Source organism: Clostridium thermosuccinogenes (assembly GCF_002896855.1).
Taxonomy (GTDB): Bacteria; Bacillota; Clostridia; order Acetivibrionales; family DSM-5807; genus Pseudoclostridium; species Pseudoclostridium thermosuccinogenes.
Genome location: NZ_CP021850.1, coordinates 3,828,611 through 3,844,879 on the forward strand (window position 1 = coordinate 3,828,611; position 16,269 = coordinate 3,844,879).

Here is a 16,269-nt window from a genome sequence, read left to right on the forward strand (position 1 = left end):
AACATAAAATCAATTGTTTTATGCAAATTATACGCATAAATTATTAAAAATACTATGCATGCTTTGGCGTTATATAGTATACTCTTTTATAGATTGCTGCTTAGATCTGCAAATTATACATAAGTGAGGAATGCGACATGGAAAACTGGATTACAAATTTTATGGAACGCTTTGGTTATATAGGCACCTTTCTCATGATTTTGATTGAGAATGTTTTTCCGCCCATACCTTCAGAAGTAATTCTTACCTTCGGGGGATTCATGACTACAAACACAAGCATGAATATTCCCGGTGTGATCTTATTCGCCACCGCCGGTTCTGTCTTAGGAGCAATTCTTCTTTATGGAATAGGAAGATTGGTCAATGTAAAACGCCTGGAAAAGATAATTGAACGGTGGGGCTATATCCTCCGGCTTAAGGTGGAAGATATAGAAAAAGCCAACGCCTGGTTCAACCGCCATGGCAATGGGGCTGTTTTCATCTGCAGAATGGTGCCTCTGATGCGAAGCCTTATCTCCATCCCTGCCGGCATGTCCGGAATGAATTTCAGCATTTTTTTGATTTATACCCTGGTGGGAACTTTGATTTGGAACACTGTGCTGGTGGTTGCCGGTTCAATCCTTGGAGAATCCTGGGGAAAGATCGTGGAATTTATGGATGTCTATTCCAACATAACGTATGTAATCCTGGGGCTGGCTGGAATAGCTGTAGTGGCCTTGTGGATTGTCAAGAAAAAGCCCTTTAGGAAGGAAAGCTGAGGAAGTTCAGAAAATTTATATTGCAAATACTTACAAAACAGGTACTGTCTTTGCAGTGCCTGTTTTTTCATGCCCTCATCTGTCTTTTTGAAATACCGTCCTGGATATTTTTTATAATAAAAGCAGAGAATATATTATGAATGGAAACGGTAAAGACTATGCTACCGCCAGATTTATGACCATAAAAACGGTGCAAAGCCTTTACCCCGCATAACATTTTTATATACATGGAGGAACTAGCATGAACTTAAAGGAAAAGCACTTTTTGAACAAACCGCCCCGGTCCTACTGGATGGCTTCAACAGAGAGCCAGGATTATCCGGCGCTGGACAGAGATATAAACGTGGATGTCCTGATAGTTGGAGGAGGATTAACGGGCATAACCTGCGCATATTTTCTGCAAAAAGAAGGCATGAGAGTTGCCATTCTCGAAGCCGACCGCATTGCCCAGGGCACTACAGGACATACCACCGCGAAGATTACTTCCCAGCATGATATCATCTACAGCAAAATTAAAAATCAGCTGGGGGACGAGCTGGCAAAGCAGTACGCCGACGCCAATGAGACTGCCATCCGGGAGATAAAAAAGCTCATTGATGATAACAAGATAGATTGCGAATATATCCCGCAGTCGGCATTCATATACACCCAGCAGGATGAGTACGTGCAAAAGATTGAAGATGAGACGGAAGCCGCCTCAAGCCTCGGGATAAAAGCATCCTATGAAGACAACATACCTTTGCCCATACCCGTCAAAGCAGCGGTGCGTTTCCATGACCAGGCCCAGTTCCACCCTTTGAAGTATGTACGGAGCCTGGCGGACATCATCCATAAAAACGGAGTGGCTATTTTTGAGCAAAGCCGGGCAGTGGCTTTGGATGAAGGCAGCAATTATACCATAACGACCGATCAGGGAAATAAGGTGGTTGCCAAAAAAGTTATAATAGCTTCCCATTATCCCTTCTATAACAAACATGGAATGTATTTTGCAAGGATTTATCCTGAAAGGTCTTATGTGCTTGCCATCAAGGCAAAAGAAAAATATCCCGGCGGAATGTATATAAATGCAGAAGATCCGGCCCGATCCCTCCGGCATCAGAGCTCGGGAGAAGGCGAACTCGTGCTGGTGGGAGGAGAGCACCATAAAACCGGGCAAAGCAAAGATACCGTAAAGCATTATGAAGCTTTGCTGGGCTTCGCCAAAGATGTGTTTACAGTGGAAGACATCCCCTACCGCTGGTCCACCCAGGACTGCATGACCCTTGACGGATTGCCCTATGTAGGTCACTATGCTTCCGACACCCCCAACCTGTATATTGCCACCGGTTTTGGAAAATGGGGCATGACCAACAGCATGGCTTCCGCAATGATTCTGAGGGATTTAATCGTCAAAGGAGAAAGCCCATGGCAGGATGTGTATAATCCTTCCCGCAAAACTATAGCAGCCTCAGCCAAAAATTTCGTGGTGGAAAACCTTAATGTGGCCGAGAAGCTCATTGAAGGAAAGCTTTCCACTCCCCCCGAGGATGTGGAAATTAAGCCCGGAGAGGCAAAAACAATACTGATTGACGGTGAAAGAACCGGAGCATACAGGGATGAACAGGGCACTCTCCACCTGGTGAACACAACCTGCACGCATATGGGGTGTGAACTCAACTGGAACTCAGCTGAAAAAACCTGGGACTGTCCCTGCCACGGTTCAAGATTTTCGTACGAAGGGGATATAATTGAAGGCCCGGCGGTTAAAAAGCTTAGTAAAAACAATAATGTAAATACCATCGGGAAATTGTTCACGGAAGATTTTTAAATAGTTCATATGAAGCCTATTCGACAATAAAGAATTTATTTACCTAAATAACTGCGTTGATTATTTTAGAAATAAAAAGTATAATCTTTATAATGATATAATGATGAGATTGCCATCGGCAGACGAACTGGTGTGGTATTTATGCCACCCATTGATAAATTCTTTGTGAGGAATAGGCTGGACATGGAGAAAATAGAGATAATCAAAACATATTATGAATCAAACATGGGAAAAGGTTTGCCTGAGTATGGCATACTTGGGTGGGAAAGTGCAGAGGCTCAGCGTTTGAGGTTTGAAGCGCTGGTATCTTCCGTAAACCTGCAGGGGAAAAGATTGCTGGATGTCGGCTGCGGCACAGGCAATCTTTACGAATATATCAGAGAAAAGGGCATCAATATCGAATATACGGGAGTCGACTTGCTCCAGAGCATGATCGATATCGCCAAAAGCAAAAAACTGGATGCGGAATTTCAGTGCGTGGATATATTCAAAAACAACCCCTTTGAGGAAAATTCTTTTGATATCGTATATTCCTCAGGGATTTTCAACCTGAATCTGGGTAACAATAAGGAATTTTTGACAAAAGCGATACGGCTGTTCGTCAGTCTTGCAAAGGAGACGGTGGCTTTCAATCTGCTGGATATCGCCTCTCCGGACAGGGAAGACCCGTACTTTTATTTTGACCCCGATGAAGTGCCGAAAATAATAGAAAAGGCTACGGACAAAATCGCCAAAATCAACATCGTAAAACAGTATCTCCAAAATGATTTTACGGTGATATGCCATAAAAATCCGAAATGAGCTTATAACCTTATTTGGGACCATGACTGCCCGGCCTGTTGCGACATGCTCCTTTCATAGGATGAACAGCTTTTTATTTGACTGCCATAAAGAAAAAATATGAATATGGGTTATTTACCCTGCGGAACTATACTATTAGGGATAAATCCTGATTATTAGGTATAGATACTGCTAATAAGAATCGTTGATTATGCAGAAAGGAGCTGCAATCCTTCATTCAATTAGCTGGAACCAGGCCTGTTTTATATCAGGTTTTCCATGCCGTGTTCTGCTGTCTGAATACAGCCGGGCTCACAAACACATATCTTTTAAAAAGCTTGAAGAAATGGGATTCATTTTCGAAACCGCATTCATACTGGATTTCCTTGATGCTTTTTTCTGTTTCAACAAGCAGCCTCTTGGCTTTATTAACTTTGCACCTATTGACATAATTAATCGGTGACTCCCCCAGTATCTTCTTGAAAGTTCTACAGAAGAAATACCGGCTTAGTCCGGACATTTCTGCAAGTTCATCCAAATTGAAATTTTGATGCACATTCCTGTCTATATATTCTTTTACCGACAGAATTTTGTTATGGTTCTGGCGTAATGACCTTCCAAGCATTTCAAAACGGCTCTTCGACATCCACTGCCTATACATATAAAGCAATATTTGCATCAGATATGTCCTTATAATAAATTCCCCGATATCCCGCTGGCATATATATTCATTATATAATTGGAAAAAAAGGTCTTCTATATAGTTATGGCTGTCAATATTCATGACTGCTGGGAATTCAATCCTTTGCCCGTTCTTCATGCCAGCATCGTCCCTGTGCATTTTAAACACAACATAATAGCAATGATAGGGGGAAATGCCTTCAACAACCATACCCGGTTTTCTAAAAAACAAACTCCCCTTTTTGGCAGGAATCTTCTGCCCATCCGTAACAATATAGCCTTCACCCCAGGTTATATAGTCCAACTCGTAATTCATGACGGTCCTTTTTCCCATGCTTGCTCCAGGCGGAGGGCAGTTCAATTCATTGACATTCGCAACAGATATCAAGCAAGGTTCTACAGTATTTAAGCCTGTAAAATTCATAATACAACATCCCTTCGAATAATCCAATACTTTAATTGTATTTATTTTGAGCAATATAGTAAAGTAAAAAACAATATCATCTATTATCTGTTTTAAACAAAAAAGATATAATAGAGCTATGCAAACGATGTCTTAAGAATGCAATCTTAAATTTGAATCGGGAGTTGATTTTGTGAGTTATGAAGCATTGACCAGAGAACAGATGATATCTGTTATTGAAGGAAAGGGCTGTGCCAGCAGGATACCGATGATATACCATTTTTGGACGCATGCGGACACGTTCGGTGAAAGAAAACAGGAAGCAGCTCTTTTGCTGGACGAATATCCCAACGATGCTCTGACCATCCCCTTTAATATGCCAGCAGTGTTCGATGCCCCGGAAGATGATCCGGAATACAGATGGGTTAATTTTTCAGACCCATATAAAGACCAAAATGTGGCCCTCGATGCCAAAACAGCCATTACCGACTGGTCACTTCTGGATGGAGTAATGGAAAACTTTCCAAATCCTTATTATCCCGGATTATTTCCTCACAATCCTGCGGAAAATGGCAAATACAGGCTTGGCACCTTCTGGTATTTCTATTTTGAACGGCTCTGGTCCCTCCGCGGCATGACCAACTCCTTGATGGACTTTTATACAGACCCGGAAAGCGTACACAGGCTTTTCAGAGGATTTACCGATTTTTACAAGGTTGTGCTGGAGCGCTCAAAAAAGGAATTAAATCTGGACGGCATATTAACAAGCGACGATATAGGCACCCAGACAGGCCCCTTCTTTTCTCTTGCTATTTTTAGAGAGTTCTTCAAACCATATTACAAAGAAATAATCGATAAAGCCCATTCCCTCGGCATGCATTTCTGGCTGCATGCCTGCGGAAATATAGAGCTTTTCCTGCCGGACCTTATAGAGTTAGGCATTGATGTTATCCATCCCATCCAGAAATACACCATGGATGAAAAGAAAATAGCGGAAAAGTACGGCAAAGACATATGCATATGGGCAGGCTTTGATGTCCAGCAAACAATACCTTATGGAACACCCGATGAAGTAAGGAAAGAAGTAAGATTCATGATTGATACCTATTTCCGTCCCGATGGCAGATTAATGCTTACCGCCGGCAACGGCATCACAAGCGACTGCAAGGTTGAAAGCCTTGAAGCCCTTTTGGATGAAACCTACCATTATGGAATTGAAAAGGTAAGGGATGCAAAACTGCTGTAGCAGCTTGACTTACACAAAACAGCATTAGCCGCCTTTTTGCCTATTAAAGACCGGTTTGAATCCATCTAATTAATCAAGTGATTATTGCCCCTGTAGGATTTAAATCACTTATTATTAGATGGATTCATTCCTTAAAAAGCCGGACAGTCCTTAAGTTCAACGTTATCCCACATTTATGGAAGCCTCGGCATTATTTTATTCAACCACTTCAAATCCGGATATCTTAAATTTGATGCCGAGATAATTGCCGGTTCTGACCGCTTCAAATCCGCCTTCCGTATTAAAGCTCAACTTAACTTCATTATAGATACCCTTTTCATAATCAAAGGTTGTCCCATCATCCTCGAACAAAGTAAAATTCCTGCAATTGTACCCATAACATTTTACTGTTATTTCAAACGACGTATCCGGAGTCACATACTGGACAGGCTTTGCCAATGGCAGCAGCGTGCCGGCCTTAACAAAAATTGGAATCTCATCCAATGCTGCATTGATATTATAAGTCTTGCTGCCTTCAAACTTTTTATCCGACCAAAAATAATACCAGTCTCCTTCCGGTAGGTATACCTCTCTGCCCATTTGCCCGGCAATTACCGGTGCTATCATCAGCGAATCGCCCATCATATATTGGTCGTCAATACCGTAAGTGTTTTCATCTTCAGGATATTCCATTACGAGCGCTCTGAAAGGCGGGAGCCCCTCAAACCGGTATCGGGCGAAGCTGGAATAAAGGTACGGGATCAAGCTCATCCTCAGCTCAAGAAATTTACGGCATAAATCCTGTACTTCAGTATAGTTTTCAAGGATCTCTCCCCTTAGATTTTTATCATAATCATATTGAAGCCATGGCGGGTTGGGAATCATCCATGCATTAATGCAGGACTGGGGCGATAATACGGACAGTTGAATCCGTCGGACAAGATCCTCTACCGAAGAGCACTGCCTGACCTCGGGATTCCACAAAATCCCGCTGAACCCGGAATTTACAAGGCCGCGGATGAAGTCCTTATGATCATAAAGATCACTGTATAATACATACGGAAAAGATGCCGCCAACGCGTGGGATGAACGCACCTGCCCGTATGTTCTTATATTCTTCTCCCTATATATGGAGAGTAAAGTATCCTGATAAAACATACCAAGAAGGCTATGCATCAACTCCCCGTCCAGGCCTGAAGGAAATTCGGCGCAATTTGGGAAAGACCATCCTCCGGTATAGTCGGAACTGTCGCATTCATCCAGCTTGAATCCTGCAATGCCTTTTTCCACCAAAGCCTTTCTGTGGTATTCAGCAAATGTTTTCTTTGCATCCTGAATGGATAAATCAGGCACAAGCCCGTTCCATACCTCGTAGTCCCCTGAATACTGCTTCAATTCGTCATAAATTGGGGACGTCGGATGAACAAAGACATGTTCCCAAAGATTGATATTTAAATGCATATCCCGCATTTTCCCGATAAATTCCTCCGGCGCGCTGAAATTTTCCTTATGCCAGGTATAGGAGCAGGAGTATTTTTGACTCTGCCAGCCTGGCTCTACGCCAAACACATCACAAGGCAAGTCTGCAGCCCTGATTTTTTCAGCGAGTGCCAGCACATCCTCCGCATCCGCTCCGGTATATGACCTGTACCAGTTTCCCAGGCCCCAAAGCGGAGGCAGGCATCCGCCTCCGGAAAAAAGGTTATACCTTTGTACTGCGGTTCTCATGTCGGGGCCGGCAAAAAGATATATCTCTACTCCCGATGCATGTGGGATTTCAATAGTCATTACGCCGGCTGTATCCATATCCCGGACAGCATACAGATCCCGGACATTATTCGCAACGGTCTTGTTTGCATCATCTTTGCTTGTCTTTGCCGTTCTTAGCTTCCTGCTGCTTCCGCAATAAAATGAAACATAACGGGCCGTATCCACCAGAACGCCATATCCTTTAGTCGATACATAAAAAGGTACCGGCGCATGGGTATCCCCTGTGTCTGCAACCGGATCCGCATTTGTCCGCAAGTGTTTTTTCCTTCCCGTTTGGTTGAAGGATTTCAACTGCAGTCCAAAACCATATATCTTTTCACAATCATCCAGAGGAAGCTCAAGCACAAATCCCCTTTTCGTCGATTTATATAGAATCCGATCCGTTTCGATCGGAGCTTCGTCCGAATGGGGCAGCTGACTTAATAATTCCAGCCTGTCCTCATGTTTTACCATCTTGACCGGTGTGTAATCTTCCGGTTCGCCAAACTTGATTTTCCATATTCCCGGCGCAACAATATTCATAAAACACCTCTTATAACTTATTTGCATCTAACTTAACTCATTGTGCTAGTGTTTACATCTTTTTTATTATATCCAAACTCCACAACCCTGTCTATTTCCAGGCAGAGATGCGTTTTAATACTTCGTCCGCCGTATAGCGGTCATTGATGCCTGTTATGCTGGAAAACCATATACCCTCCGGTTTCAGTGTCTCAAATACCAGGGGCAGTTCCTTTACCGAAATAGTGTGAAGCTGTACAGATTTGCCTGCAGCCTGAATTTTCGTGTAGATATGAGCCCATTGGGCAAAACCTTCCTGTCCTGCGGTGGGAACCCACTGGACGGCATCCAGCTCCTTGATCGAAAGAATAGAATCCAAATGCCTTATGGCTCCCGGGCCATCCAGGTGATAAATGGACCGGTCATAGAATCGGCATTCTTCGATAATTCCCGGAATAAAAAACTCTTCAAACATCTCAGTGCTTATCATGCAGGAAAAATCGTTGCTCGGTATATAAAACCGCTTGTCGTGAATCAGTGGTGTCCAGGAAGTAATCGGCATTCCGGCACTCTTAAGCATATTGTAGAAAAAATCATATACATGGAAAAAATCATCCTGTGTGTTTTTGAGCTGTGTTTTCACCTCTTCAGGATGTTCTATCAAGTCTACAGCCAGATTCTCCGCGCCCCTCAAAGCAGCAAGGTGGTCTCCCCCCGGGTGGAAATCCGTCAATCCGACAATGAAATTGCCTTTTCCAAGCTCCAGCAGCCTTTTAGTATATTCGACAGTTGCTTTAAACAGAGGATGTTCTTCAGAGAAGGATACTTTTGGGGCATCCGTGCTCCAATCCCGGATACAGGGTTCACTCCAGGCGGTATCTTCCCCGAAATGATATCCGCATCCACACCAGGCGCTGAAAATTCCAGGTCCCATGTTAGGCCATACTATTGGCAGTGCGTCCGCATAATATTCATAATTTCTCACTCTGATAGCGTCTGCTTCTGCCCTGATATCAATATCAAGCCAGCGTTCCTGCTGACTTGGATATTCTTTTTTAGGAACTTCCATGGGTTTTTCCACGGGAAGCAGTATGCACACCGGCGGACGATCAATCACCTCCCTCTCCCAGAAAGCCTCATATCTTTTAAAGGATTGCTCATAATCAGGTTTCAGGCTGAAAGACATGTTTCATAATCCTCCATTTTTTATATTACTCAATGCTTCTACACAGATGCAAATATTTAACAGCTTTTATCCCTTAATTTCGGGAAATAGAACTCATTATAAGAATAAAGTCAAGTCCTTGAAGGAGCCTCCTCAAAATATAGATCGGGAAATTGTTAATCGGTCTATAGCAGGCTCCAAAGGAAATATTCCTACTTTTTATCAGCATTACCTCTCCCGGAGTAAATGACCCTGCCGCTCGCTGCGCAAAAGATTGCCGCAAAACGGACTATGAGTTACAGGGATTTGGGAATGATATCAAGGCAGCTACGCATTGTATCCGAAGGATGTAAATAGTATAAAGGGGTTCAGGAAACTCCGGTTTCGTGAACCCCTTATGACATTTTATAGACCCCATCTTAGTTAAATTTGTCTTTTGCAGGTAGTTTTTTTCATTTATCATTTGTAAGAGCATCTTGTCAAAAATTCTTATGAGCCTATAAAATATTACAAAGCATACTCTTAAGTCTTTAAGATATACTTGTACAACGACATAGAAGGAAAATCAGTTGGCATGAAATCCTTTACGCTTCTGTCAAATTCATGGTTTTTTGTTCAAGCCTCGAGATTTTTGTCCACTGATGATCCCACTTCTACTCTTACAATTTTAATAACCAATCTTTATAGTCTTAATCTCAAACGGCCGGAAAACCAGTTCAAAGGTCTGAGCAGCGTCCATTGATTCCAATGTTTCTTCCAGCATGTTTGTTATTTCAACAGACACAGGCACTCTGTCCAAAGTTACTTTTGTGCGTGTAAAGGTGCCTTCGGATTCATATAACCTCATGACAAAGGCTCTCTGGTTTTCTTCACAGCATTTAACCGTTTCGATGATGATATTGCTGCTGTCCACTTTGGCAAAGGATTCAAAATCTGCCCTGCCGGCTTTTACGATTGGCCTGGAATTAAGGCTGTAAGCCGGAAGCACTACATTTTCGGCACTGAAACCTCCAATATGGGGCAGGAAGGAATATACACATTCGTGCACGCCCTCATCCCCTCTGGGATCAGGCCTGCATCCGCCTTTATGCAAAGACAACCGCATATCCGATCCTTCCACCGAAATACCATACTTGCAGTCATTTAGCAGAGCCACTCCGTAGCGTGTCTCCGAAAGGTCGGTGAACTTATGGTTCAGCACTTCAAACATAGCCTGCTCAAGGCTGTTATTGCGTGTTGTCGGTTTCAGGCTGTGTCCGAATTGTATTTCATGCCTTGCAAAGTTGGTCATGATAGTGGTATCAAAATCCACTTTGAGGAAACGGTGCTTGTCCTTCCAGTCTATAATTGTTTCAAAATCGACCCTTGGGGTTGTGGAGTAAAACACCATGTCCTGTACTATGGTGGATTTTTCTGAAAGCTTATAGGTACTGCGGATGCGGAATTGCACCTTTCCGTCAGATACCACTTCCCGTTTGACAAGCTTTGCACAGGCTTTAAACTTCATCTGGCAGTCCGCATCTATATCCCAGTTATCCCATGATGAAGGCACATCCTCTGCCATCAAAAAGGTGTTAAGAGGCAGCCCTTTTCCCCTAAGCTCACGGTTTACGCGGGTATCTATGAAGGATTCTATAGTTCCGTCCGCTGCAAAGGTGACCTTGGCAAAAGGCGTGGTCAGAACATCGCCTTCGTAGGTGAAGGCGGAACCGCCATTATCAGACGGCATTTCTCCCTCTTCAAACTCAATGGTTCTTGCTCCCATGGAAGGAAGGTGAAGATTTGCAATGCAAAGCTGGTCCTTTCCATGGACATTTTGTACGCGCTGGATGATCAGATTCTTATCAACAGGCACTTTTCCCTGGAAACCGTCAATATATATTATCTCATCCCTGTCGAAGCCCAATGTGTTTACCACTGTCAATGCATTTTCTTCAGGGGTCGTGCTGACGGTATCATCAATCATCTCACCGGCTTTTTCCAGTAAATCCTCCATTTCGCTGTAGCACTGATCATGAGCTTTCGCTATGCATGTGCCCGGCAGGATGTCATGGAACTGGTTGACCAGCAGGGTTTCCATAAGCGGCCTGATATTTGCATCTTCCGCAACAGCACCCTCTGCTACAGCTTTGCGCACCGTGAGGAATTCCAGATCCCTCAAAGCCAGCTCAGCCTTGCGGTTGTTGCGTTTTATCCTATGCTGGTTGGTGAGGGTAGCGCGATGCAACTCCAGATAGAGCTCTCCCTTATACACAGGAGGATTTATACATTCTTTCTCCAGCTCCGTCATGAATTGCCCCACATTCACATGTTCAGCCCTGGGGCATCCGTCAAGATCCTTTACGCGCCTTGCCATCTCTATCATCTTCGCTTCCGGGCCACCACCCCCGTCACCGAAACCATAAGCCACCAGGCGTTTTTTGGATACATTCTTGTTCTGAAGATAATTGCCGCTTCCCCTTCCCTCCAGCTGCTCAATAAGAGCTTTTGGTTCAGGCCAGCAATGGGTCGTGTTGAAATGCGCAAATACCCTTGTTCCGTCTATTCCTTCCCAGTAGAAAGTCTCATAGGGAAATCTGTTGGTATCATTCCAGGATATTTTTGTCGTGAGGAAATAATCCACCCGGCAGCCTTTCATGATCTGAGGAATGGCGGCACTATACCCGAAGGTATCGGGCAGCCAGAAGCAATTGGACGTATACCCGAAGTGCTTCTGCGTGTATTTCTGGCCCCAGACAAACTGGCGGATCATGGATTCCCCGGACGTAATATTGCAATCACATTCAACCCATACCGCTCCGTTGGGCTCATAACGGCCTTCTGCAATCTTTTCCCGTATCCTTTCAAACAGCTCAGGATAATTGCGGCGAATTATTTCAGTATGATAAGCCGAGCTTTGCATGAAGCGGTATTCAGGATATTGATCCATCAGGCTTATAACATTGGAATAAGTTCTCGCGCATTTTTTTACAGTTTCAGGAATATGCCACAGCCATGCCGTATCCATATGAGAATGGCCTACAATGCCGGCAAAGGGAGCAGATTCCGCATTTTGGGCCTCCAGCACCGGCTTCATGATCTGCCTTGCTTCTTTCAGTGCAGAGCGCCATACTTCCTCTTCCACATTCTCAACGGAATAATAAACTGTTTTATGCACTTCCATAAGGCAGTTTATGATGTCAGCACGCCTGAAACTCAAAGGGTCCATTTTTTCCACCATTTGGTTTAATGCGCGCAGATCCAGGATGAAGTCCAGAACATCCTGGTTCTTCAGGCAGGTGTAAATAGAATCAAAGGTATAGCGGAAATCAGGTTTAATCTCTGTTTCAAAGGGCTGCGTTCCAATAACATAATGTCCCGCATAGAATTCCAGAGCTATATCTATTTCCCTGGCAGGATCAAACTTATCCACCAGCAAGCAGCAGTAATGGTTTCCGCTTATGGCTGTAGTGGCATATTTGCTGGTAAATATTCCGCAGGGAATCCCGTTTACCCACAGCATTCCCTCATAGCCTCCGACTTTAGGCATTATGTAGATGCTTTGCCCGCGATACTCATCAGGAAGGCTGAGTTTGCCTTTGAACCAGCAGTAAACTCCTTCTCCTCCCCATGTATCCCCCTTTGCTGTATCCACAAAAAGGCTGTCATCCTGAGGTATCTTATGATATTGCTCTGTTGTCTCAAACCTTTTTACCTCTACCTCGCCAATGCGAGTAAAAATGTAAGGTTCAAGGGTCTGTTCCAGGCGGACAAGCTTTTGCAACATGCGTTTAATTTGCGGCTCGTTCATTATCAGGTTATCCTCCTTAAATTTATCCTTTTATTCTTAATTTATTGTGCACCCCTACGATCAAAATCGCAGGTTTTCCACGCTTCATCAACTTCGCAAACCGGCATCTCTGCAGTATTTAATTCGGACAGTTCCTGCCCTATTGCGTCCTTGCCCGTGGCTAAAGTCATGAGCTTATGGGCACCGATACTTCAATAATAAAGGGTTTCTTTTTTAAAAGCAAGCTTCATGAACAGATATGAAGCACCAAACCATAACAGCGTTCTCATATACCCCGCGGCATTGCATCCAGTGCCCATCATCACAGCCGCCTTCGTTCCATCTTTTGTATAGCATCTTCACTTTTACAGCATTCCCTCATCTTTTACATAGCATTTCCTTTATCTTTTGTACAGTGTTTCTTCATCTTTTGCATAGCACTTCCTCATCTTTTGTATATTATTTCTTCATCTTTTGCGTAGCATTTCCTCATTTTTTGTATAGTGTTTCTTTACCTTTTAACATAGCATTTCCTCATCTTTTGCACAGTGTTTCTTCACCTTTTGCATAGCGTTTCATCATCTTTTACATAGTATTTCTTCATCTCTTGTATAATATTTCTTCACCTTTATTTTTCTGAACTTTGTGCTCTGGTCACATGCCTTAAGCTGGTCTCGTTCATTAACCCAATAATGTACTCAAAATGCCAATGGACTGAATTTAATTTACGAAAACCATCATATTATTCTCAGCACTGTGTCAGGCGTAATCTCAATTTTTTTGCCAAAATCTATTATGGTGCATTTTGGTTCTTCCTCCACCTTAAAGCTCACTGCTCTGTCGCCTGCGAATACCTGGCCGACATCTTTTTCGATATTGATAATAAGTTTGCTGAAGCTGATGCTGCCATATGTGCATACCAGCACAAATTCCTTTTGGTTCTTCCGATAGTAACCAAACCCGGAAGGCGAAAACCACGGCCCTGTTATGCTTTCCACCGGTGGAATAAACTCAAGGATACCTCTGGGGACATCAAGCCTGAACCCCGTTATGGATAGCAGGAGGGACCAGCTTGACATTGCCCTGTAATAGTAATTGCCGCATTCTTCATGGTTGAACATCCTTCCCGCTTTGAAATATCTCCGGTCAACGTTCCTCGTGATTTCCGTCGCCTCTTTGACCATTCCATTCTCCAGCAAGGCTGAAGCAAAAGCGAACTCAATTCCCGACCAGTTGCTCTCCGCCTGGACATTTCGGTACGTGTGCAGAGTCGGCTTGGTATGCTTCGGATAGGCGGCATTTATAAGTCCCGTCTCCGGATGGTAATTATATTTGATAACAGCTTCTAAGGCGCCCAAAAGAAGCTCTTCCGGTATGAAATTTCCCAATCCCAGGAGCTGTGCATACCACTGTCCGTCAATCTGATCCGTCATACAGCATTCATCCCTTGCTTCCTCATCCACCCACAAGCTGAAATATTCATTATTCCATAGCTTTGCTTTAAAGCTTTCCTTGCCTTTTTCCAGTATGGCCTGCCATTTTTGCTTTAGATGCTGTTCGCCCAAATCTTCGGCCATGCGTGAAGCTGCCAGCACCGCTGCCAGCCACAAGCTGGATATATATGAAGAAGTGCCTCTGAAAGACCATGCATCATAAGTATTCCTTTTGGTTTCTCTGTCGGGAAGTCCGTCGTTGTTTCCGTCCAGCTTTTCTATGCTTTCCATGGCCTTTACCACATGACTCCACATTTTTTTCAGATAATCCTTATTTCCTGTCCATAAATAATCGCGGCACACCAGCAGGACAAACTGCGGATTCATGTCCACCCTGTCAAAGCCATTATCTACAGAGTAAAAATCGGGGGTGAAAAAGTGATGAACCCTTCCGTCTTCTCTTTGAAATCTGGCACCCATCTTCATTTGTCTCAGCTGTAAATCCGGAAACAGCGCCAATATTCCAAAGGAACCCTGATAGGTGATGTCCGTTGTATGAAAGCCACAGCTCCCGTAGCCCTCCCAAAGGGCAAAATCACCCTCTTTGGACCACCATGAGCACTTTAGCAGCGTATTTAATTGGTTTCTCCAGCTGTTTACAAAAGAAGCATCAACATCCGTATGCCCCAACACGCTGGAGAAGGCTCCCACCTTGCTTAAAATTTCCTGGGAATGAGCATACATAAAATCATTTACTTCCCTGGCATCCTTAAACCAATTGGAGTACATATGCCCTACAAAGCGGCCGGCATCGCTTATATGATGAGGAAAGTACCAGGAAACAATGAACTGCACCTTCTTCCTCTCCCCGGGACTCAGTACAAAACTGGAGCACAGGGCAGCATCTCCCCATGCTTCCTGCCCTTTCTCATCTATCGCCAATGACTTCATTTTTTTTATAACTGAGAGTATAAACGCGATTTTTCCTTTACGGCAGGAAAATATATCTCCGTCAATTTCAGTTATACGCCGGAAGGGACGGTTTACACTTGCCATCTTAAGAAGCTGCTCCATTACACTGTCCACTTCTCTATCCCCCAGAAGCTCTATTTCTTCAGCGGATAAATTTAAAATCCATTGGGGCAGCGTCTCGACGCCCAGGTCGGGCAGCACTCCCTTATCCCGGAAGTCGAAGAGGTAAGATTCCTCCGTAGTTCCAAAATCAGTGTACAGAACATAGTTGGCAAAGAAGAGCGAGAAATCGCTTTGAATAAAACTGGTCCTTGTATTTTCACCGCTTACGGAAAAGCAAATGCTGCCGTTTTGCGGATGCGGCTCAAGGCTATCGCTTTTCATATGCAAGACAATACGGTCACCGTCTTTTTGAAGAATGTTTCTCAACTGGCGGTTCATCAATCCTCTGTTAACAGGGTTTTTAAGCTTACCGAGCAGTGAGACCTCCACGTCCTGATTAGATATGTTTTCCACAAAAAAAGATGCAAAGAAACCTGGCGTTCCGCTTATTCTTGAATCCAGAGGCACAAAAGGCGATGTAAATTCGGAGCAAATATTGACAGGCAGGCTGTCATCGATATATTTAAGCTTGCAAACAGGAAAGGAAGGATCATAATGAATTTCTGAAACCTCCTTGTGCCATGAATACATCATGGAGCGGAATTCCCCACCATCCACATCATGGGATAGCTTCCTGACCTTGGGCAGATCATTCCCCTGTTTTGTCCTGATATAGAAAGGCATCACATTCTTTTCATAATCATATAGATTTTGCATTTGCCTCTTTGGATCTGCGCTTGCCCATTTACCAAGATTAAAAATATGCCAGTCTGTCAAGGTTCCGTTCTGATTGATTTCCACGGTGCCGGTCCCTATCCCGCCAAGCGCCATACCATGCTGTTGGATTTTTTTATCTATAATCGTCGGCATAGCCTGTTACCCCCTTTGATCGTCAACAATCTT

10 protein-coding genes are annotated in these 16,269 nt (G+C 43.8%); 4 read left to right on the forward strand and 6 right to left on the reverse strand.

Going from position 1 to position 16,269, the window contains the following annotated elements; translation table 11 throughout:
* Window positions 1–137: 137 nt before the first annotated feature.
* From CDO33_RS16845 to CDO33_RS16855, 3 genes are all read left to right on the forward strand, one after another.
* Entirely contained in the window at window positions 138–758 is a 621-nt protein-coding gene (locus tag CDO33_RS16845; RefSeq protein WP_103079803.1) for a DedA family protein, read from the forward strand.
* Window positions 759–999: 241 nt separating this feature from the next.
* Window positions 1,000–2,565 carry an FAD-dependent oxidoreductase gene (locus CDO33_RS16850; protein ID WP_103079804.1) on the forward strand — a complete coding sequence of 522 codons (1,566 nt, stop codon included), beginning with the start codon at window positions 1,000–1,002 and terminating at the stop codon, window positions 2,563–2,565.
* Between the two features lie 141 nt (window positions 2,566–2,706).
* Window positions 2,707–3,366 (forward strand): class I SAM-dependent methyltransferase, encoded by a 660-nt coding sequence (locus CDO33_RS16855; protein WP_242973787.1) that lies wholly within the window; start codon window positions 2,707–2,709, stop codon window positions 3,364–3,366.
* Window positions 3,367–3,613: 247 nt separating this feature from the next.
* On the opposite strand, the gene CDO33_RS16860 is transcribed toward CDO33_RS16855, so the two are convergent.
* Entirely contained in the window at window positions 3,614–4,450 is an 837-nt protein-coding gene (locus CDO33_RS16860) for a helix-turn-helix domain-containing protein (RefSeq protein WP_103079805.1), read from the reverse strand.
* Window positions 4,451–4,622: 172 nt separating this feature from the next.
* On the opposite strand from CDO33_RS16860, the gene CDO33_RS16865 reads away from it, so the two are divergent.
* On the forward strand, window positions 4,623–5,675 hold the full coding sequence (locus tag CDO33_RS16865) for a uroporphyrinogen decarboxylase family protein (RefSeq protein WP_103079806.1): 1,053 nt from the start codon (window positions 4,623–4,625) through the stop codon (window positions 5,673–5,675).
* Window positions 5,676–5,870: 195 nt separating this feature from the next.
* Here CDO33_RS16865 and CDO33_RS16870 read toward each other — a convergent pair whose 3' ends face one another.
* The 5 genes from CDO33_RS16870 to CDO33_RS16885 all read right to left on the reverse strand — a co-directional run bounded on the left by CDO33_RS16870 (window position 5,871) and on the right by CDO33_RS16885 (window position 16,236).
* Complete coding sequence (locus tag CDO33_RS16870; RefSeq protein ID WP_103079807.1) at window positions 5,871–7,946, reverse strand: glycoside hydrolase family 31 protein; 2,076 nt, start codon at window positions 7,944–7,946, stop codon at window positions 5,871–5,873.
* Between the two features lie 91 nt (window positions 7,947–8,037).
* The gene (locus CDO33_RS16875) at window positions 8,038–9,111 is read right to left on the reverse strand and encodes a hypothetical protein (protein ID WP_103079808.1); all 1,074 of its coding nucleotides are present in this window, start codon (window positions 9,109–9,111) and stop codon (window positions 8,038–8,040) included.
* A 646-nt stretch (window positions 9,112–9,757) separates the two neighbouring features.
* A complete protein-coding gene (locus tag CDO33_RS16880) occupies window positions 9,758–12,880 on the reverse strand; it encodes an alpha-mannosidase (protein WP_103079809.1) in 3,123 nt (1,040 codons plus the stop codon).
* 41 nt (window positions 12,881–12,921) lie between these two features.
* A complete protein-coding gene (locus CDO33_RS21525; RefSeq protein WP_274540214.1) occupies window positions 12,922–13,050 on the reverse strand; it encodes a hypothetical protein in 129 nt (42 codons plus the stop codon).
* 546 nt (window positions 13,051–13,596) lie between these two features.
* A complete protein-coding gene (locus tag CDO33_RS16885; RefSeq protein WP_103079810.1) occupies window positions 13,597–16,236 on the reverse strand; it encodes a GH116 family glycosyl hydrolase in 2,640 nt (879 codons plus the stop codon).
* Window positions 16,237–16,269 lie beyond the last annotated feature (33 nt).

Excerpts from the sequence above, each read along its gene's own strand:
- CDO33_RS16860 (WP_103079805.1), bottom strand. The coding sequence starts at position 4,450 with ATGAATTTTACAGGCTTAAATACTGTAGAACCTTGCTTGATATCTGTT.
- CDO33_RS16875 (WP_103079808.1), bottom strand. The coding sequence starts at position 9,111 with ATGTCTTTCAGCCTGAAACCTGATTATGAGCAATCCTTTAAAAGATAT.
- CDO33_RS16845 (WP_103079803.1), top strand. The coding sequence starts at position 138 with ATGGAAAACTGGATTACAAATTTTATGGAACGCTTTGGTTATATAGGC.
- CDO33_RS16880 (WP_103079809.1), bottom strand. The coding sequence starts at position 12,880 with ATGAACGAGCCGCAAATTAAACGCATGTTGCAAAAGCTTGTCCGCCTG.
- CDO33_RS16855 (WP_242973787.1), top strand. The coding sequence starts at position 2,707 with ATGCCACCCATTGATAAATTCTTTGTGAGGAATAGGCTGGACATGGAG.
- CDO33_RS16870 (WP_103079807.1), bottom strand. The coding sequence starts at position 7,946 with ATGAATATTGTTGCGCCGGGAATATGGAAAATCAAGTTTGGCGAACCG.
- CDO33_RS16885 (WP_103079810.1), bottom strand. The coding sequence starts at position 16,236 with ATGCCGACGATTATAGATAAAAAAATCCAACAGCATGGTATGGCGCTT.
- CDO33_RS16850 (WP_103079804.1), top strand. The coding sequence starts at position 1,000 with ATGAACTTAAAGGAAAAGCACTTTTTGAACAAACCGCCCCGGTCCTAC.
- CDO33_RS21525 (WP_274540214.1), bottom strand. The coding sequence starts at position 13,050 with ATGACTTTAGCCACGGGCAAGGACGCAATAGGGCAGGAACTGTCCGAA.